At 71.2% G+C, this 17,008-nt stretch carries 18 protein-coding genes and 2 pseudogenes; 9 read left to right on the plus strand and 11 right to left on the minus strand.

Annotated features, from left to right (window positions below; translation table 11 throughout):
* Positions 1–26: 26 nt before the first annotated feature.
* From AC4BDD_RS00810 to AC4BDD_RS00820, 3 genes and pseudogenes are all read right to left on the minus strand, one after another.
* Positions 27–461: a hypothetical protein gene (locus AC4BDD_RS00810; RefSeq protein ID WP_490688993.1), complete on the minus strand. Its 435-nt coding sequence runs from the start codon at positions 459–461 to the stop codon at positions 27–29.
* 819 nt (positions 462–1,280) lie between these two features.
* Positions 1,281–1,509, minus strand: a pseudogene (locus AC4BDD_RS00815) (aldehyde dehydrogenase family protein); the annotation flags it as partial.
* Between the two features lie 148 nt (positions 1,510–1,657).
* Positions 1,658–2,314, minus strand: coding sequence for an NAD(P)-dependent oxidoreductase (locus AC4BDD_RS00820; protein ID WP_490688994.1), 657 nt, complete (start codon positions 2,312–2,314; stop codon positions 1,658–1,660).
* A 63-nt stretch (positions 2,315–2,377) separates the two neighbouring features.
* Here AC4BDD_RS00820 and AC4BDD_RS00825 point away from each other — a divergent pair, with 63 nt between their 5' ends.
* A complete protein-coding gene (locus tag AC4BDD_RS00825) occupies positions 2,378–2,746 on the plus strand; it encodes a winged helix-turn-helix transcriptional regulator (protein ID WP_490688995.1) in 369 nt (122 codons plus the stop codon).
* A 20-nt stretch (positions 2,747–2,766) separates the two neighbouring features.
* Here AC4BDD_RS00825 and AC4BDD_RS00830 read toward each other — a convergent pair whose 3' ends face one another.
* On the minus strand, positions 2,767–3,042 hold the full coding sequence (locus AC4BDD_RS00830) for a hypothetical protein (protein WP_490688996.1): 276 nt from the start codon (positions 3,040–3,042) through the stop codon (positions 2,767–2,769).
* A 12-nt stretch (positions 3,043–3,054) separates the two neighbouring features.
* Positions 3,055–3,870 carry a hypothetical protein gene (locus tag AC4BDD_RS00835; RefSeq protein ID WP_490688997.1) on the minus strand — a complete coding sequence of 272 codons (816 nt, stop codon included), beginning with the start codon at positions 3,868–3,870 and terminating at the stop codon, positions 3,055–3,057.
* A gap of 205 nt (positions 3,871–4,075) precedes the next feature.
* Here AC4BDD_RS00835 and AC4BDD_RS00840 point away from each other — a divergent pair, with 205 nt between their 5' ends.
* The 3 genes and pseudogenes from AC4BDD_RS00840 (at position 4,076) to AC4BDD_RS00850 (ending at position 6,648) form a co-directional block, all read left to right on the plus strand.
* Complete coding sequence (locus AC4BDD_RS00840; RefSeq protein ID WP_490688998.1) at positions 4,076–4,483, plus strand: YciI family protein; 408 nt, start codon at positions 4,076–4,078, stop codon at positions 4,481–4,483.
* Between the two features lie 8 nt (positions 4,484–4,491).
* A pseudogene (locus tag AC4BDD_RS00845) lies at positions 4,492–5,530 on the plus strand (RNA polymerase sigma factor).
* Positions 5,531–5,922: 392 nt separating this feature from the next.
* Complete coding sequence (locus AC4BDD_RS00850; RefSeq protein ID WP_490688999.1) at positions 5,923–6,648, plus strand: nucleotidyltransferase family protein; 726 nt, start codon at positions 5,923–5,925, stop codon at positions 6,646–6,648.
* A 133-nt stretch (positions 6,649–6,781) separates the two neighbouring features.
* Here AC4BDD_RS00850 and cynS read toward each other — a convergent pair whose 3' ends face one another.
* Together cynS and AC4BDD_RS00860 are read right to left on the minus strand one after the other, a co-directional pair.
* Complete coding sequence (cynS, locus tag AC4BDD_RS00855; protein WP_490689000.1) at positions 6,782–7,252, minus strand: cyanase; 471 nt, start codon at positions 7,250–7,252, stop codon at positions 6,782–6,784.
* Positions 7,253–7,411: 159 nt separating this feature from the next.
* On the minus strand, positions 7,412–8,017 hold the full coding sequence (locus AC4BDD_RS00860) for a carbonic anhydrase (protein WP_490689001.1): 606 nt from the start codon (positions 8,015–8,017) through the stop codon (positions 7,412–7,414).
* A gap of 126 nt (positions 8,018–8,143) precedes the next feature.
* Between AC4BDD_RS00860 and cynR the strand changes: the two genes are divergently transcribed.
* A complete protein-coding gene (gene cynR, locus AC4BDD_RS00865; RefSeq protein WP_490689002.1) occupies positions 8,144–9,061 on the plus strand; it encodes a transcriptional regulator CynR in 918 nt (305 codons plus the stop codon).
* 94 nt (positions 9,062–9,155) lie between these two features.
* Here the strand turns inward: cynR and AC4BDD_RS00870 are convergent, their stop codons facing one another.
* Both AC4BDD_RS00870 and AC4BDD_RS00875 read right to left on the minus strand, forming a co-directional pair.
* Complete coding sequence (locus tag AC4BDD_RS00870) at positions 9,156–9,884, minus strand: hypothetical protein (protein WP_490689003.1); 729 nt, start codon at positions 9,882–9,884, stop codon at positions 9,156–9,158.
* A gap of 156 nt (positions 9,885–10,040) precedes the next feature.
* Positions 10,041–10,472, minus strand: coding sequence for a hypothetical protein (locus tag AC4BDD_RS00875; protein WP_490689004.1), 432 nt, complete (start codon positions 10,470–10,472; stop codon positions 10,041–10,043).
* Positions 10,473–10,507: 35 nt separating this feature from the next.
* Between AC4BDD_RS00875 and AC4BDD_RS00880 the strand changes: the two genes are divergently transcribed.
* The 3 genes from AC4BDD_RS00880 (at position 10,508) to AC4BDD_RS00890 (ending at position 12,689) form a co-directional block, all read left to right on the plus strand.
* Positions 10,508–10,816, plus strand: a complete 309-nt coding sequence (locus AC4BDD_RS00880; RefSeq protein WP_490689005.1) for an SRPBCC domain-containing protein — start codon at positions 10,508–10,510, stop codon at positions 10,814–10,816.
* Positions 10,817–11,209: 393 nt separating this feature from the next.
* Positions 11,210–11,725 (plus strand): EF-hand domain-containing protein, encoded by a 516-nt coding sequence (locus tag AC4BDD_RS00885; RefSeq protein WP_490689006.1) that lies wholly within the window; start codon positions 11,210–11,212, stop codon positions 11,723–11,725.
* A gap of 100 nt (positions 11,726–11,825) precedes the next feature.
* A complete protein-coding gene (locus AC4BDD_RS00890) occupies positions 11,826–12,689 on the plus strand; it encodes an LLM class flavin-dependent oxidoreductase (RefSeq protein ID WP_490689007.1) in 864 nt (287 codons plus the stop codon).
* Between the two features lie 280 nt (positions 12,690–12,969).
* On the opposite strand, the gene AC4BDD_RS00895 is transcribed toward AC4BDD_RS00890, so the two are convergent.
* On the minus strand, positions 12,970–14,640 hold the full coding sequence (locus AC4BDD_RS00895) for a tetratricopeptide repeat protein (RefSeq protein ID WP_490689008.1): 1,671 nt from the start codon (positions 14,638–14,640) through the stop codon (positions 12,970–12,972).
* Between the two features lie 233 nt (positions 14,641–14,873).
* Positions 14,874–15,368 (minus strand): MarR family winged helix-turn-helix transcriptional regulator, encoded by a 495-nt coding sequence (locus tag AC4BDD_RS00900; RefSeq protein WP_490689009.1) that lies wholly within the window; start codon positions 15,366–15,368, stop codon positions 14,874–14,876.
* Between the two features lie 154 nt (positions 15,369–15,522).
* On the opposite strand from AC4BDD_RS00900, the gene AC4BDD_RS00905 reads away from it, so the two are divergent.
* Positions 15,523–17,004 carry an MFS transporter gene (locus AC4BDD_RS00905; protein WP_490689010.1) on the plus strand — a complete coding sequence of 494 codons (1,482 nt, stop codon included), beginning with the start codon at positions 15,523–15,525 and terminating at the stop codon, positions 17,002–17,004.
* Positions 17,005–17,008: the final 4 nt, after the last annotated feature.

Below are 17,008 nucleotides of genomic sequence, written 5' to 3' on the forward strand. Positions count from 1 at the left end.
CCCCTGGGCTTGTGCCGGTGAGTCAGTCACCCGCCTTGGGGGCCGTCGAAGGGGGTGCGGGACTTGTACAGCCTCTCGCGTTCCTTAAGGACCGAATCCACCGCGTCCCGCACTGGGCTGCGCCGCCTGGCCTGTTCGGCCGCCTGCGAGGCCGCCTTCCGGCGATCGGCTTCGCGGCCCTGCCTGATCGCGGTCGCCTGGGCGTCGCGCCAGTTGTTCACCGACCACCAGAATGTGGTCAGGTGTGCGGGCTCCTGGGGATCCGGCATGTCGAGTACGACCCGCTCGGCGTCCCGCATCCTGACCCCCAGGCCCTCCCACTGGCGCAGCGTGTATCCCTTGACCAAGTGGTCCTTCTCCAGTTCGCGCAGCACCTGGAGCACCGTCGCGGCCGAGGCGGGCGGCGAGTCGCTTGGGGAGAGCTCACCGCCGCCCTGGGCGGCCAGCTTGTCGGCGATCATGAAGGGGAGCGAAGGCAGGGGCAGCGCCTCCAGCACTCTCAGGACGTCCTGTCGGCTGGGTGTGCACGCCGGTTGTTCCGGTCCGCCCGTTCCCATCAGCCCGCGCCCCTCCCGAAGTTGCCAACCCAGCCTCCATTGCACCGTACAGCTCTCAACTCATGGCACGGCCGGGCGACTTGCTGTCCTCCGGTGCAGTGGCGCGGAGCCGCGGCCGTCGAGGACGGTTCCACCGACTCTGGGCGGCAGCGCGTCGAGAGAGGCTCGCGTCGTTCGGCACGCACGCTAGGGATCGGGTCGGTCGTAGACGGGATCGTAGGCGTCCGTGTCGATCGGGAGCTTGCGCCTTTCCAGAAGCCACCGTAGCGCTGCCGCAGCCGTCCAGGCGGGGATCTCAAGGTTGTCCGCCCGCCGCTCGTCTTCCCTCGCCTTGTCGAACGCCTCATCCCAGCTGCCCCCTCGGGATCTCACTGCCAAAGAGGCACCCAGGAAGGCCCGTTGGTGCAGGTCGCGGCGGACCTGTGCGAGGACGTCCCGGACCCCGACGAACGCGCGTCCGGAGGGAGCGCCCTGCGCGTCGTACAGGCCTTGGGAGACAGCCTTGTGCGCGGCAGCGATCAGCCACGACTCCAGGGAGGCCAGGTGCCTGCGCCACTCTCTGCGGCGACGCCACTCGCGATATGCCCGCCTCAAACGACCTACCACAGCCCGCCCCCCGAGATCCCGGCCTGTCTTGGTTCTCACCAGCGTAGCGAGACAGGCATCCGCTGGGGCGGCAGAGCGGTCCCAGGCCACGGCCTGCCCACCCCCGGCCTTTCCCGGTCACAGCACCCGATCGTCCGGCAAATTGATCGTCTTGTACTCCAGGAACGAGCTGAGGCCCTCGGGCCCGAACTCGCGGCCGATCCCGGATCCTTGTATCCGCCGAACGGGGCGGCGAACTCGATCCGGTACCCGTTCAGCGTCAAGGTCCCCGTACGCACTTGCCGAGCGATGCGCATGGCCGGTTCACGTCGCCTGTCCAGACGCTTCCCGACAGGCCGTAGCTCGCGGTAAGTCCAGCAGCATCACGGGGACCGGTGCCTGGAGTTGGGTCGAGAAGGTGATCGGCGAGCCCATCTCCGTGGTGATGAGCTGTGCGGTCTCGGGGACACGTGCGCGGAGATGATTGCTGAACGCCGGACACCCCCGGGCGGCACCTACGACGACACCGCCAATTGCGTCCGGCTGTGACGTGGCTGCTCGATCTCGTCCAGCAGTGCCAGGGCCAGGTCCGCGTGGGCGATCCGGCCGGGACCCTCCAGGACCTTCCCGACGGCCGTCCGGTATCCGCCCGTGGCCTTTGCATCGGCGTTCAAGTCCAGCGGCGGGACCACCATCAGCCAGTCCAGTTCCGGGCCGGCCGCGCTCAGCACCTCGTACTCCGCCACATGTCCCTGCGCGAACAGCCGCCAGTCGGCTGGGAATTCGGGATCGTCCATGACGCGCACGCCCGGTGCCGTCTCCAGCGTCGTGACGATGCCCAGCGTCACCAGCCGCGCCACCCCGGCCTCGGCCAGTCCCTCGACCAGGGCCTTCGCCGCCGCGGTGAAGAATTCCGCCGACGGCATGTCGAGCCGCACAGACGCGTTGACCGCGGCCGAGTGGCCCGCCGCAAGGGCCGCCACCGATTCCGAATCCGTGACATCGCCCTGTACCACCGCGATACGTCCGCCGCCCAGATCCGGGTACTTGGCAGGGTCGCGGACCACCGCCGTCACCCGGTGGCCGCGCGCCACCGCCTCTGCGACGGCGGCCCGGCCGACCCGTCCGCCCGCGCCGAAGACGATGATGTTCTTGCTCGTGTTGTTGTCCATGCCGGGGAATGTAGGGCTGGACCACCTGGTTACTTCAACGGTACCGGGGCTACCGTCGAGGCCATGAGCACGCCGCTGACCTCCGATATGTTCGACGATCCCGACTGCGCCCACCGCCGCCCGCCCATCCGGGTGGGCGACAAATGGCCCCCGGTGGTGCTGCGCTGCCTGGAGGGCGGGCCGCGCCGCTTCTCCGAACTCCGGGTGCCGCTGCACTGGATCACCCCGAAGGTCCTCACCGAAACCTTGCGTGCCATGGAGCGCGACGGATTCGTCAGCAGGACCGCGTACGACGAGAACCCACCGCGTGTCGAGTACGCCCTGACGGACCTCGGCCGCTCCCTCCTCGGTCCCCTGGACAGCGCCTGCGCATGGACGCGCGAGCACGCTGGGCGGATCGCGGAGGCACGGGTCGCGTACGAGAGCGCCTGATCCCGACGGATCGGTGCGGGTCAGGGCCCGGTGAGGCCCTCTCGGACGGTGATGTCTGCGAGCCGGCCGTCCGCCAGGTGGTACTCGATCAGCCATTTCGCCGAGATCAGCGGCCAGCGGCCGCGCGCGGGGGCCGAGCAGCGGATGACGTCGCCCACAAGGTCCGAGCACTCCAGGCGCTGGGCGGCAGTGAAGGCCCGGATGGCCGATGCGTCACTCCCCGGCGGAAGTTCCGCCAGCAGGCGGGCTCGCACCTCGGCAGCGGTCCTCATCCGCTTCCACCGAATCCTGGCCATGGATGCGCTCCGTCACAGAATCTGGCCCCACCCGGGGGTGATCGTCACCGGTTTGTCCTCGGGTACACCGCTCTTGTTGAGGATCGTACGCACGACTGAGTTACTGTTCGGTCCGGTCGGCGCGTAAGGGATGGACGCGGCGTCGATTCGGTTCAACTCTCTCACGAACGAGGCGTCCTTCCCGCACGCGGCCGGGCCCGCCATGACGGTGGTCGACGGGGCTCCGGGCTCCCAGTCCACGGTGCCGGGCGTATAGGGACCGTGGTCGCATTTGATGGAGCCGTAGCCGCCCGGTCCACCCCGACCGCTCGGGCCACCACGGAAGAAGAACGGCTTCCCGGACGGGTCCTTGTAGATCACGAACAGGTGGTAGATCGGCAGCGGGCCCAGGCCCCGGATCCGGGTGGCCCGCACGTCTATCTCGCACGAGGGCGCCGCCGCGCCCGGGCCGGCTCCACCGCCTCCGCCGGTCCCCGCGTCACCAGGCTGGGTGTCGACCCCGGCGATCGCGCCGGCGTCACGGATGTCACCGTCCCCGCCCTGCTCCTGTTGACCCGCGTCCATGCCCGCGTGCTGGCCAGTGCCATGACCCGTGTCCTGCGCCCCGTTCTCACCAGCGTCCTCCTCACGGTTCTCCTCCGAGGACGACGAGGGCCACCAACGCTGGACCTTCAGCGGCGGCGACGTCACGAGCCGCGTCACCGCACGGTTGCCGACAGCACGCTGCAGCGCCAGCAGCCCGACGGGCTGGGCAGGGGTCGAGGAGGGCTGGGAGTGCCGGGCCTGTTCCCGGACCTCTGGGGTGAACTCGGCGTCCGCGTACCTCATCGGGCCCCCTCCTCCTAGCGGCCGCTTCCAGTGAACCGCGCCCTGGCTACAGCGCGTGAGCGCTCAGGGGCAGCCGAGAGGGCAACCGTTCGGGCAACGCGAGCCCAAAAAAGACGGACGGCGCGATGTCGAGAACCCGCGCCCGGCTCCGTCCCCGGAGTGAACGCGACGATAATGGGTCGCACCAGCACCGAGGAGTACCACGATGGCCAAGTACCTGCTGCTGAAGCACTACCGCGGCGCCCCGGCTCCGGTCAACGACGTGCCGATGGACCAGTGGACGCCGGAGGAGATCTCGGCGCATGTGCAGTACATGAACGACTTCGCGGCCCGGCTGGAGAAGACCGGCGAGTTCGTCGACGGCCAGGCGCTCGCCCCCGAGGGAGCCTGGGTCCGCTACGACGGTGAGGGGCGCCCACCGGTCACCGACGGGCCGTTCGCGGAGACCAAGGACCTCATCGCCGGCTGGATGATCATCGATGTCGACAGCTACGAGCGCGCCGTCGAGCTGGCCGGGGAGCTGTCGGCCGCTCCCGGGGCGGGCGGCAAGCCGATCCACGAGTGGCTGGAGGTGCGCCCGTTCCTGACCGCGCCGCCCACCATCACGGAATGACGTCACCGATGGACGAGGCTCTGCTGAGGAGCCTCACGCCGAGCGTGCTGACCGTCCTCGTCCGCCGCGGAGCCGATTTCGCGGCGGCCGAGGACGCCGTGCAGGACGCGCTGGTCGAGGCGCTCCGCGTCTGGCCGGCCGGCCCTCCGCGGGATGCCAAGGGCTGGCTGGTCACCGTGGCCTGGCGCAAGTTCCTCGACGCGACGCGCGCCGACGCCGCGCGCCGGCGGCGTGAGGAGCGCGTCGAGGAGGAGCCGGCGCCCGGGCCGGCGCCCGCGGTGGACGACACGCTCCAGCTCTACTTCCTGTGCGCCCACCCGTCGCTGACCCCGGCATCGGCGGTCGCGCTCACGCTGCGCGCCGTCGGCGGGCTGACCACCCGCCAGATCGCCCAGGCCTACCTGGTGCCCGAGGCGACGATGGCGCAGCGGATCAGCCGGGCCAAGCGCACCGTCTCCGGCCTAGGGGTCTCCCCTGCTCAACGGGGTATCTCCTGCTCGAGCAAAGCCGAGAGCTCGGGGAAGAAGTCGAGAGCTTCGGGAAGGTTCGACCGGCCCGGCGACGTCGCCACCGTGCTGCGCGTCCTCTACCTGGTCTTCAACGAGGGCTACTCCGGCGACGTCGACCTCGCCGCCGAGGCCATCCGGCTCACCCGGCAGCTCGCGGCCCGCATCGACCACCCCGAGGTGGCCGGGCTGCTCGCCCTCATGCTGCTCCACCACGCCCGGCGCGCCGCCCGGACCGCGCCCGACGGCAGCCTGGTGCCGCTCGCCGAGCAGGACCGCGGCCGGTGGGACACCGAGTCGATCGCCGAGGGTGTCGGGATCCTTCAGGCGGCCCTCGCCCGCGACCGGCTGGGCGAGTTCCAGGCGCAGGCCGCCATCGCGGCCCTCCACGCCGACGCGCCCCGCGCCGCCGAGACCGACTGGGTGCAGATCGTCAGCGGCACGGCTGTACGCCGAGGCGGCCCACAAGGCACCCAATCTCGCCGAGCGCGACCACCTGACGCGCCAGGCAGCCCGGCTCAACGCCCGCGGATGTCGCTGACGAGCCCCGCCCCGCACTCGCCGAGGCTCCGGAGGGCTTCGGCGCGTCGGGGTCGACGGCTGCGAGGACCAGGCGCCGAAACCGACCGGCCGCGAGGTGGCGTGTGCGCGGAGCCGTCCATCGGGCGGCTTCGCGTACGGCGGGGCCGGGTGCGACTGCGTGGCCGACGGCCCCGGTGTCTCGTCACTGAGGACGACGACCTTGTGGACCCGCGGGAGAAGGCATACCTCGATCACGCCTCGGCCAATATGCCGGGGAGGGGGTTTCGCGGTGGGCGCGCCGGGCAGCTGTAAGCGGCGCGGCCGGTGTCGCCCGCGTCGCATCCGCGCGTGCATCTCCTTTTTCGTGGCGGATCGTTCAGATGTCGTGCCGTTCTCGCCGGGAGTTGATGGATGTCGTCAGGGCAGGCCCCGATCCGCCAGGCGGTGATCCTCGCGGGCGGACGCGGTCGGCGCCTGGCCCCGTACACGGACCGGCGCCCCAAGGCGACGATCGAAGTCAACGGCACGCCGCTGTTACGCCACCAGATCGACTGGTTCGCCGGCGCGGGTGTGGAGGCGGTGGTCGTCTCGGCGGGCCATCGGTCGCAGGTGATCACTGACTATGTGCGTGGCGCGAACCTGCCGGTCCGCACCATCGTGGTCGTGGAGGACCGTCCTCTGGGGCGGGGCGGCGGGCTGAAGCTCGCCGCCCGTTCGCTCCCTGCGCCGGCGGAGCCGTGGTTCGCCAGCTACGGCGACATCTGGACCGACTTCCCCCTCGCCGAGATGGGCGCTCACCACCTGGAATCCGGAGCGTTGGCCACGGTCGCCCTGGTGCCACCGTGGCTACCGCACGGCACGGTCGTGTGCGATACGCGGGGAAGGATCGCGGAGCTGGCTGCGCCACCCCCGCCCACCTGCACGGTCAACGGCGGTGTGTACGCCTTCCAGCCCGAGGTGGTTCCCCTGCTGCCGGATCACGGGGATCACGCGGACACCACCCTGCCGTACCTTGTGCGGCTGCGGCAGCTGGCGGGCTATCACGTCGACGGGTTCTGGTGTGCCGTCAACACCCCCAAGGATCTGCACGAGCTGAGTGCACGCGTGGCGTCGGCCCCGTCACGACAGATGCTGTAGCCGGTTGTGTTCAAAGGGGCAGGCGCGGCTGCTCCTTCTGGTTCGGGGTGGAGGCGTTGCCGGAGCGGGCAGGCCGGCAGAGGGGGAGGGAGCCCTGCTGCCGGCCCGCTCGGCTACCGGTGGGCCTTCGGGGTCAGAAGGGCTTGGTGGGCAGGTACTTGCCGTCCAGGGTGATCACCGCGCGCTCGCCGCCCTCGGGGTCGGCGACCTTCTTCACGTCCAGCTTGAAGTTGATCGCGGAGATGATGCCGTCGCCGAACTCCTCGTGGACCAGGGCCTTGAGTGTGGTGCCGTAGACCTGGAGCATCTCGTAGAAGCGGTAGATGGTCGGGTCGGTGGGGATGCCGCCGGGGATCGAGCCGCGGGTGGGGATGGTCTGCAGCAGCAGCACCGCGTCCTCGTCGAGGCCCAGCAGCTCGGCCACGGCCTCGGCGGAGGCCGGCAGCAGCGCATGCTGGCCGAGGACGGCGGCGGTGGTGAAGGCGACCGAGAGACCGGAGGCGTCCGCGATCTGCTGCCAGGACAGGTCCTTGCGGACCTTGGCCTCCACGGCCTGGGCGGCCAGGGCCTGGCGGGCGGCGGGGTCGAAGTGGGCGTGCGCCATGAGAGGGGCTCCTTTTCTGGGAATGCCGGTCCGCGCGGGAAGGGGCGGGAGCGGCGGGTTGGTGTGGGTGGGGTGGTCCCGGCGTGCCGCGCTTCGCGGCACGACCGCGTCAGCGCCTCGGCGTCGGGGCCGGCGCGCGGGTTGTGGGCCGGGCCTGGATCAGGACGCGAGGGCGATACCCGCGCCGGTGAGGTCGAGGGCTTCGATGTGCCCGGTGGCGATGTCGAAGACCCAGCCGTGCAGCGTCACGTTCTTCTCCGCCAGCGCCCGGGCGACGGAGGGGTGGGTGGTCAGGTTCGTCAGCTGTGCGTACACGTTCTGGCGGACCAGGGCGCCGACCTTCCGTGGGCCGGCCGCCAGGTCGGCGGTGCGGGCCACGGCGGCGTCCGCGTGCCGTAGCCATTGGGCGACCACCGGTGCGCCGGACAGGTCGTGGTCTTCGGCCAAGGCGGTCATCGCGCCGCAGGCGGAGTGCCCGCACACCACGATGTCGGTCACGCCGAGTACGGCGACGGCGTACTCGATGCTGGCCGTCACCCCGTTGGCGCCGGGGGCGTAGGCGGGGACGAGGTTTCCGGCGGTGCGTATGACGAAGAGCTCGCCCGGCTCGCCCTGGGTGATCAGCTCCGGTACGACGCGCGCGTCCGAGCAGCCGATGAACAGCGTGTGCGGCGTGTGATGCGCGGAGAGGTGGGCGAAGAGGTCCGCCTTGGCCGGGAAGACGTCGCGCTGGAACCGTGCGACGCCCTCGGTGAGGTCCTGCATGGGTCACTCCCTTCGGTAGCCGTCGGGCCCCTGGGGGCCGGCGAGATCCACCATGCACGACCTGGACTTATAGTGTCCAAGAGTTGCTGGCCATGACTTCCATAGACCACATCTATAGTTCCTCTTATGGCTGCCCTGGAACTCCGTCACCTGCGCTACCTGCTCGCCGTGGCCGACCACGGGAACTTCACCCGCGCCGCCGAAGAGCTGCACATCTCCCAGCCCACCCTCTCCCAGCAGATCAAACAGCTGGAGCGCGCGCTGGGCGTGCAGTTGCTCGACCGCACCGGCCGCACCGTACGGCCCACCGACGCCGGCCAGGTCTACGTCGAGCACGCCCGGCGGGCGCTGCGCGACCTGGCCGCCGCCGAACGGGCCGTCCACGACGTGCAGGACCTCTCCCGCGGCCACCTCCGCCTCGCGGTCACGCCGACGTTCACCGCCTACCTCGTCGGCCCGGCCATCGCCGAGCTCCACGCCCGCCACCCCGGCCTCACCCTGACCGTCACCGAAGCGACCCAGGATCGCATCGAGGCCGGCCTGGCCGCCGACGAGATCGACCTCGGCATCGCCTTCGCCGGCCCCCACCTCTCCGGCATCGCCGCCACGCCGCTGTTCACCGAGACCCTCAGCCTGGTCACCGCGGCACGGCACACCCCGCCACCGGCCACCACCGACCACCAGCCCCTGCCGGTCCAGGACCTCGATCGCCGGCAGCTGGCCCTACTCAGCGGCGATTTCGCCACCCGGGGCCACATCGACGCCTACCTCACCCGTCACCGCGTCCATCCGCGCATCGCCGTGGAGGCCAACTCCATCCAGGCCCTCATCGAGATCGTCCAGCGCACCGGCCTGGCCACCGTCCTGCCCGACGCGATCACCCACGACCACCCGCACCTCACCCCCATCCCCCTCGACCCGCCCCTGCCCGCCCGCACCGTCACCCTGCTCACCCGCCAGGACGCCTACCAGTCCGCCGCCGCCCGCGCCTTCGGCCACCTCATCCACGACCACGTCACAACGCGGGGCTACAGCCCCGCGTGATCCAGGGATCCGTGGCGTCTCGCGCGCCAGGTGTCGGGCGCCCCGCGGAGCCGCCGGCGCCCGCCCCGGCGGCGGCCCAGCGGTAGGTGAGCTGCTACCGGCGTACGTGCGTGGCGCAGGTGACCTGCTTCGGGGAGCTGAAGCGGTTGGGGAACCTGCCGATGATCCCGCAGGACAGCGTGTCGGCCATGCCGAGGATCTGCGTGTGGATCTGGTCGAAGTCGGCGATGTCCTCGGCGAAGCGGCCCTCGAGGCGGTCGGTCGCCTCCTCGAGGGTCAGGTCGAGGTGTTCCTTCATCATGTGGCGGAGCTCGTCCCGCGGCCACTGCCTGGGGTTGAGCCTGTGCAGGAAGTCGGCGATCTCGTCGGCGTTGGCGTACCAGGCGGCCACGGCGGCGTTGAGCTTGTCGGTGTCGCCCGCCTTCGCCGCCTCCAGGATGTCGACCGCGGTGAGGATGTGCACCCTCAGCAGCTCGGTGAGCTCGTCGGCCGCCTCGTTGCCGAAGTACGGCCGGAAGGCGTTGCCGATGTCGGACTGGTTGCGCAGCAACCGCCCCTCGGTCACCTGAAGGTCGGGCAGGCTCGCGGCGAAACTCACGATGGTCAGCCGGGTGTAGACGATGTGGTCCACCCACAGCTTGCGCATCTGGTCGTGGAACTGCAGTGCGCTGGACGCCTTGCCGCCACCGCGGTCGGCGGCCGCGCTCGCCTCGAGACCGCCGCCGATGGTGACCAGAGAGAGCGTGAGAGCAGCCACCGTGGTGCCCTTGGCGATCGCGGCCACCGGGGCCATCCGGCACTTCGGGATACGAAGCCCGTTCATGTGTCCTCCTGATTTTCCGACACCTTACGTGACGTAAAGTGGCAGATAATCACGGAAAGTGCTCGCTCATCAGACCGGCCGGGTGAGGTGTCGCGGGTGCGCGCGGCTACCCGGGCTCGCCCGGGACGTGCGCGCCGGGACCGCGAGGACGGCGGGTCAGCAGCCGCCCTTGTCGCATACCCCGTTGGGGCCGACGGCCCCGGCGCGCGCGGCGGCCGCGGCCTCCAGCAGGGGCCAGCCGTCGATCTCCTCCGCCCCCGGCTCCCCCGGCCGCCATCCACGGGCCGACGCCGCGTCGAGCAGGGCCCGGACGGCACCCGGTTCGTGCAGGTTCAAGGACGCGCCCCGGACGTATCCCACGTCGCCGGAACCCAGGGGGAACCCGCCTGGGACGTACCGGCCCGGCCCGTCGGCGAAGACGATCCGCAGCGGGCCGCCGGTGCCGGCCGGTTGCGGGTACAGCGTCAGGGTCTGGCGGCAGTCCGCGGACCGGCCGCCGTCCAGCACGCGGTGGCTGTGGCGGAGCGTCCACAAGTACGCCCGCCCGTCGGCGACCAGGCGGCGGGGCTTCTTCGGGTGACGGGGCACGGAGCCGAGGGTACGCGGCGTAGAAATTGTTCCGGATGGTCCTCACCTACCTCGACCCCGCTGACAGCCCCGGCAAGACGTCCGATGCGACAGATGTCGTCGACGTGGGGTTTGCCGCCCTGGTGCCACCGGAGCGCGTGGTGCAGCGCGTCGTCTTCGAGACTGACGACCCGTCGTACGCGGGCACCATGACGATGACCTGGCACCTCGCTGCCACCCGTGCGGGGACCGAGGTGACCGTCACCGCCACGGACGTGCCACCCGGCATCGACCAAGCGGTCCACGAGGCCGGGATCGCCTCCTCGCTGGCCAACCTGGCGTCTTACGTCGAAGCGGCTGACTGAGTCGGGGGCTGCGCCGCCCCGGGCCCAGCCACGTACTCGAGGAAGCGGCGTCCTCTTCGACAGCATGCTGGAATCCCCCACCTGGTGACAGACGCCTGCACGGCACAACGCGGGAACGCCACCAGGACCCCACTACTCCTCCCGACGCGAGCCGTGTCATCCCTCTGGGTGATGTCTCTCCGATCGCGGTCGGTGAGCCCAGGCCGGTGGTACAGATGTAGCGGACTCACGCGTGTTGGGAGACCGCCAGCGCCAGGGCTCTGGGCGCCACCGTCATACCGCGTCTGCTCACCACATGCCCCTCCATCGAGTTCGCTGACCTTGCAAGCACCTGACCAACCCGCCGGACGAGCCCTCACCGGGCAGAAGCATGAACCGAGCAGGAGGAGACCAGTGAGCCCTACGACCGCCACAGCCGCCACCACCGCGAGGGTGCGCGTGTTCGCCATGATGGACGCCGACGGGGACCAGGTCATCACCCGGCACGACTACCTCTCCCGCATCGACCGGACCGTCCTGGCCACCGGGCGCACAGAGGACGACCCGCTCGTCATCACCGCCCGAGCGGAAGGCATCAAAGCCTGGGGCGCGATGGACGCCGACAATGACGGGAAGCTGACCTTCGACGAGTACAACGCGTGGGTGGGCGCCGACAAGTTCGACAACGTCTGCCGGTTCGCGCTCGGCGCGCTCTTCGACCTCGCCGACGCCGACGCCGACGGCGCCCTGGACAGAGCCGAGTTCACGACACTGCGCACCGCACTGAACAACTCGCCGGAGAACGCCGCCGCCGCGTTCGACGCGCTGGACGCCGACGGCGACGGCCGGGTCGGCCGCGACGCGTACCTGGCATCGATCCGCGCCTACATCGTCGGCGACGACTCCCCGATGGGCGAGGCCCTGTACTGACCAGGCCGTGCCGCCTCACGCCTGTGGCCCGGGCGGCGGCGGGTCCGGCTGGTTCCGAAACCCGATTGCCCCGTCGTGACCGGCCACGCATCCTGCTCGGATGCGCTTCTCCATCAACATCCCCAACTTCGGTGACTTCGCCGACCCTCGTAACGTCGCGACGGCAGCGGTCGCCGCCGAACAGGCCGGCTGGGACGGGCTCTTCGTCTGGGACCATGTCCTCCACCGACAGCACCAAGCGCGTCCCTTCGGAGATCCCTGGATGCTGCTGACCGCGGCCGCGCTGGCGACCTCCCGGATACGACTCGGCACCCTGCTGACGCCGGTCCCCCGCTACCGTCCGCAGCAACTGGCCCGGCAGGTGGCCACCCTGGACCACCTCAGCGGAGGCCGGGTGATCTTCGCCGCGGGTCTGGGCGGTCCGGTCCAGGACGAGTACCACAGCTTCGGCGACACGGCCGAGCCACGTCTCCTTGCCGAGCGGCTGGACGAGGGACTGGAGCTGTTGGCGCGATTCTGGTCCGGCGAGCCGGTGAACCACCACGGCCGTCACTACGAGGCCCGGGACGTGACGCTGCTGCCGGCCAGCGTGCAGCGGCCCAGGCCTCCGGTGTGGATCGGCGGGTTCTGGCCGCGTCGTCCGCCCATGCGGCGGGCAGCGCGGTGGGACGGCGCGGTGCCACTCTTCGAGACGGCCCGGCATGGGCACGTGCCAGATGTGGCGGAGGTACGGGAACTGGTCGGCTATGTCCGCAAGCACCGTGCGGCCGGGGCCGAGCGCCCCTTCGAGTTCGTGCTCGGCGGTGCCACGCCCCTGCACGCGGCCAAGGCCAAGGACGTGGTCGGGCCGCTGCACGACGCCGGCGCCACCTGGTGGGACGAGCGGCAGATCCAGACCGGCCCCGACCTGGACCGCCTGGCCCCGGTGCTGCGCCGCATCGAGGCGGGGCCGCCGGCGGTCTGACGAGCCGTTCGAGGGTGTGCCGGACGCGGTTCACCATCAGCCACCCGGCGGCGGCGCGGGCGTTCCTCTGCGGTGGAACAAGCAGGGTGATCTGGCGATCCTCCGCCCGGGCCCGGCCGCCGCCGATGGGTCGTCGAGTGGACAGTGTCCTAGCCGGCCGGCCGCCGCCCGCGCCGGCGCTGCAAGCACAACCGTGAGCGCTTCCTGGGCGTCGTCGGCTTGGCGGCGGCCGCTCCGATCGTCGCCCGCCGCATGCTCGCAGGCCCTCCGACCAGCGGTGTCACGCCGTCAGCGCCGCCTCCACCTCCGCCAGCTCCTTCTCCGGGTCGGCCATCCGGGACAGTACGTCCAGGTCGTCCCGGCTGTAGCGGGCGCGCACGTCGTCATCCCAGCGTGCGGCGGCGGCCCGCAGCGGCTCGATGGCTTCCGCGAGGCGACCCAGCCGGTGCAGGACCAGTCCGTAGTACCCGGCGGCCTCCGTCCTGTAGGCGAAGTCGCCGCCTTCTTCCCAGGCCGTGCGGAGAAACGGTTCCGCCTCGGCGTAAGCGCCGCGCTGGGCCTTCAGTTTGCCCGCGAGCATGGCGTTCAGCGGGGACTCGTCGCCGGCCGCGCGCACGTACCAGCGCTCGGCCTCCTGGTAGTCCCGGTGGTACTCGGAGAGCCACCCCATCTGGTTGCACGCGTCGTGGTGGCCCGCCTCGGCGGCTGTCCGGTACCACTGGTCGCGCAGCGTGGGCCTGCGCAGAGCGCCATACAGCTCCGCGAGGTCGTACGCCGCCTGCGGGTCCCCGGCCAGCGCGGCGGGTTCGATCCAGCGGACCAGGTGGCGGTCGTCCGCGCCGGCCCAGTCGCCGAGAATCCTTGCGTACGCGTACGAGGCGTGCACGTCGCCCGCCTCGGCTCGCTCACGCAGCCCGGGCAGTCGGCGCAGGTCCTTGCCGGGGCCGACGGCGCCGCCCGATCGGATCGCGGCGATCCGGTCGAGCTGCTCGACGACGTCCTCGTCGTCCTCGCCGACCTCCCGGAACCAGCGTTCGGCCTCCTCGTACCGCCGCTGCCGCTTGCAGAGGAGCCCGAGGTTCCACTGAGCCGGCTGATGCCCGCGTGCGGCCGCGAGGCCGTACCAGTGCTCGGCGTCGCCGAGGTCGCCGCGCTGCTCGTGCAGGACACCGAGTACGTACGCGGCGCCTTCATAGCCCTCGTCGTGGGCCTGGAGCAGCAGGCCGCGGGCCTCGGGCCAGGACGTCTCGCCGCCGGTCTCCGTCAGGAACACGGCGTGGTCCACGCGGGCGGAGGCGCTGAGCGCGGAGGCCCTGCGGTAGTAACCGGCGGCCTCGGTCGTCAGGCCCGGGTAGTCGCGGAAGTGCTTTTCCAAGGCGAAGAGCGGGCGCAGCGCCTCGGCGGCGGCGTCCGCGTCCCCGGCGGCCTCGGCGGCGTCGAGTCCCGCCGCGACGCGGTCGAAGTCCTCGCGGATCGACTCGAAGAGCTGCACCCAGCGGAACACCGCGATGTCGCCCAGATCGACGTCGCTCATCAGGAACTTCGGCGCCTCGTCGAGTCGCCCCTCGGCCGCGAGCAGCTTGCCGAGCTCGATCTTGCAGTCGAGGTTGCGCCCTCCCTCCCAGCCTCGGCGGAACCACTCGGCGGCCTCCGGATCACCATCCTCGCGGAGCAGCACGCCGAGTCCGTAGGCGCATCCGGCGTGGCGGTCGGCGACAGCGCGGTAGAGCGCGTCGGCGGCCTGCCGATCGCCCCGGATCTTCCGGTACCGGGCAAGGGTGTAATGCGAGAAGGCGTCGCCGGCCGCCACTGCCTGCTCCCAGTACGGAATGCCTTCGTCCACGAGCTTGCGCAGCACGAAGAAGTCGGTGTGCCGGCGGGCGGTCTTGGAGTCGCCCGCACGGGCGGCGGCGACGAGCGCCTCTCCCTGGGCTTGTATGTCCTGCGTCATGATCGCATCGTGCCAGGTAGCGTCAGACCCCCTGCCGTTCGGCCTGCGCGGTGGCCGCCTTGCCGCGGAGACTGTCGCAGCCCGAGGGGGCCGGGATCGGCTATTGCCGGTGCCTTCGCGGATTTCGGCGCGGGGCGGGTGAAGACCCTCCGCTTCGGCGGGCGGCATGTCGAGGACGGTCTGGTTCCGGCTGCCGGACATGACGCGGCGGCGTCGGCGGCGTTGAGACGGGGCTAGCTGCGCTGGCGGACCCGTCGGGCGGCGGGGCTGGGGCTGGGGTCGGGGCTGCTCAGGTGACCCTTGGCCAGGTGGGTCAGCAGGCGCAGGAACGTCTCGCGGTCCTCTTCCGGAAGCGCGGCGAGGACCCTTTCGTGCACCGCGTCCACGATGCGCTGGCTGCGCTCGGCGGTGCGTGCACCCTCCTGGGTCACAGCGATGATCCGAGCCCGCCGGTCTCTGCTGGAGGGGCGGCGCTCGGCGAGGCCGGCCTTCTCCAGGGCGTCGACGGTCACCACCATCGTGGTCTTGTCCATGTCGCCGATCTCGGCGAGCTGGATCTGGGTGCGTTCCTCCTCCAGCGCGTGCACCAGGACGCAGTGCATGCGGGCGGTGAGCCCGATCTTGGCGAGCTCCGCCGCCATCTGGGTGCGCAGCACGTATCCGGTGTGGTCCAGCAGGTAGGAGACGTCCGGCTGGGTACGCGTGGGGGCTGGTGACATGGCGGTCATGTGTTCAGCGTAATCCACGGTTCGGTCCGAGAAATATAGTCTGCAACGGAACTATCTGCTACGGTCCTTCTATCGCGCCGATCGGCTCGTCTTCCGTACGCATCGCGACAGGAGGGCCACCGTGCCCACGCCCCGTTATGTGTCTCCGCGTCATATGTCTCCGCCTCCACCGCGTCGCGGCCTCGCCCTCGGCGTCATCGCCGCGAGCACGCTGATGATCGTGTTGGACGGCTCCATCGTCACCGTGGCCATGCCGGCCATGCAGCACGATCTCGGCTTCAGTCCCGAGGGGCTGAGCTGGGTCGTCAATGCCTATCTCGTTGCCTTCGGCAGCCTGCTGCTCCTCGCCGGGCGGCTCGGCGACCTGCTCGGCCGCAAGCGGATGTTCGTCGCCGGCACGGCCGTCTTCACCGCCTCCTCGCTCCTGGCCGGGCTCGCCTCCGACCCCGCCGTACTGCTCGCCGCCCGATTCCTGCAGGGCGTCGGCAGCGCCATGACGGCGGCCGTGGGCCTGGGCATCCTCGCCACCCTGTATGCCGAGGGACGCGAACGGGCCCATGCCATCGCGGTGTTCAGTTTCACCGGCGCCGCCGGGGCCTCGATCGGCCAGGTGCTCGGCGGCGTACTGACCGACGCGCTGGACTGGCACTGGATCTTCCTGATCAACCTGCCCATCGGCGCCGCCGTCCTCGCCCTGGCAGGACCCGCGCTGCCCGCGGACCGAGGTCTCGGATTGCGGGCCGGGGCCGACGCCTGGGGCGCGCTCCTGATCACCGCCGGCCTCATGGCGGCGCTGTACGGCATCGTCAACACCGCGGCCCACGGCTGGCTTTCAGCGCAGACACTGGTTCCCGCCTCCGCCGGTGCGGCGCTGATCGCGGCCTTCTTCCTGCGCCAGTCCCGGGCCCGCTCACCGCTGCTGCCCCTGCGCATGCTGCGCTCGCGCACCGTGGTCGCCGCCAATCTCGTCCAAATGCTCATGGTCGCCGCCCTCTTCGCCTTCCAAGTGCTGGTGGCGCTCTACCTGCAAGGCGTACTCCACTACGACGCCGCCCAGACCGGGCTGGCGATGCTCCCCGCCGCCCTGGCCATCGGCGCCGTCTCGCTGGGCGTCTCGGCCCGACTGATCGCCCGCCGCGGCGAGCGCGCCGTGCTGCGTGCGGCCCTCATCCCGCTGATCGGGGCCCTCGCCCTGCTCACCCGGCTGCCGGTGCACGCGAACTACGTCACCGATGTACTGCCCGTGATGCTGCTCGCGTCCGGCTTCGGTCTCGCCCTGCCCGCGCTCACCGCCCTGGGCATGTCGGGCATCGACTCCCGGGACGCCGGACTCGCGTCGGGCCTGTTCAACACCACCCAGCAGCTCGGTTCGGCGCTCGGCGTCGCGGTGCTGTCCACCGTGGCGGCCACCCGCACCGACTCCCTCATACAGCAGGGCAGGCCCCGTTCCGAAGCCCTCACCGCCGGGTACCACGTCGCCTTCGCCGCCGGCACGGGACTGCTCGTCCTGGCACTCCTGGCAGCCACCGTCCTGCTGCGGCGGCCGGCGGCGTCGAACGTAGCCACGGCGCCGGAGCCCGCGGCCGCGCAGGAGTCCGGTCAGCGGTCCGAACCGGCCGCGGTTCCGGCCGCCTGACCCG

This window comes from Streptomyces sp. JLBT605, from assembly GCF_058215555.1.

Bases quoted from the DNA above. Each gene is read 5' to 3' on its own strand.
- AC4BDD_RS00905 (WP_490689010.1), top strand. From the start codon at position 15,523: ATGTCTCCGCCTCCACCGCGTCGCGGCCTCGCCCTCGGCGTCATCGCC.
- AC4BDD_RS00840 (WP_490688998.1), top strand. From the start codon at position 4,076: ATGGCCAAGTACCTGCTGCTGAAGCACTACCGCGGCGCCCCGGCTCCG.
- AC4BDD_RS00890 (WP_490689007.1), top strand. From the start codon at position 11,826: ATGCGCTTCTCCATCAACATCCCCAACTTCGGTGACTTCGCCGACCCT.
- cynR (WP_490689002.1), top strand. From the start codon at position 8,144: ATGGCTGCCCTGGAACTCCGTCACCTGCGCTACCTGCTCGCCGTGGCC.
- AC4BDD_RS00810 (WP_490688993.1), bottom strand. From the start codon at position 461: ATGATCGCCGACAAGCTGGCCGCCCAGGGCGGCGGTGAGCTCTCCCCA.
- AC4BDD_RS00835 (WP_490688997.1), bottom strand. From the start codon at position 3,870: ATGAGGTACGCGGACGCCGAGTTCACCCCAGAGGTCCGGGAACAGGCC.
- AC4BDD_RS00850 (WP_490688999.1), top strand. From the start codon at position 5,923: ATGTCGTCAGGGCAGGCCCCGATCCGCCAGGCGGTGATCCTCGCGGGC.
- AC4BDD_RS00895 (WP_490689008.1), bottom strand. From the start codon at position 14,640: ATGACGCAGGACATACAAGCCCAGGGAGAGGCGCTCGTCGCCGCCGCC.
- AC4BDD_RS00825 (WP_490688995.1), top strand. From the start codon at position 2,378: ATGAGCACGCCGCTGACCTCCGATATGTTCGACGATCCCGACTGCGCC.
- cynS (WP_490689000.1), bottom strand. From the start codon at position 7,252: ATGGCGCACGCCCACTTCGACCCCGCCGCCCGCCAGGCCCTGGCCGCC.
- AC4BDD_RS00820 (WP_490688994.1), bottom strand. From the start codon at position 2,314: ATGGACAACAACACGAGCAAGAACATCATCGTCTTCGGCGCGGGCGGA.
- AC4BDD_RS00900 (WP_490689009.1), bottom strand. From the start codon at position 15,368: ATGACCGCCATGTCACCAGCCCCCACGCGTACCCAGCCGGACGTCTCC.
- AC4BDD_RS00860 (WP_490689001.1), bottom strand. From the start codon at position 8,017: ATGCAGGACCTCACCGAGGGCGTCGCACGGTTCCAGCGCGACGTCTTC.
- AC4BDD_RS00870 (WP_490689003.1), bottom strand. From the start codon at position 9,884: ATGAACGGGCTTCGTATCCCGAAGTGCCGGATGGCCCCGGTGGCCGCG.
- AC4BDD_RS00880 (WP_490689005.1), top strand. From the start codon at position 10,508: ATGGTCCTCACCTACCTCGACCCCGCTGACAGCCCCGGCAAGACGTCC.
- AC4BDD_RS00830 (WP_490688996.1), bottom strand. From the start codon at position 3,042: ATGGCCAGGATTCGGTGGAAGCGGATGAGGACCGCTGCCGAGGTGCGA.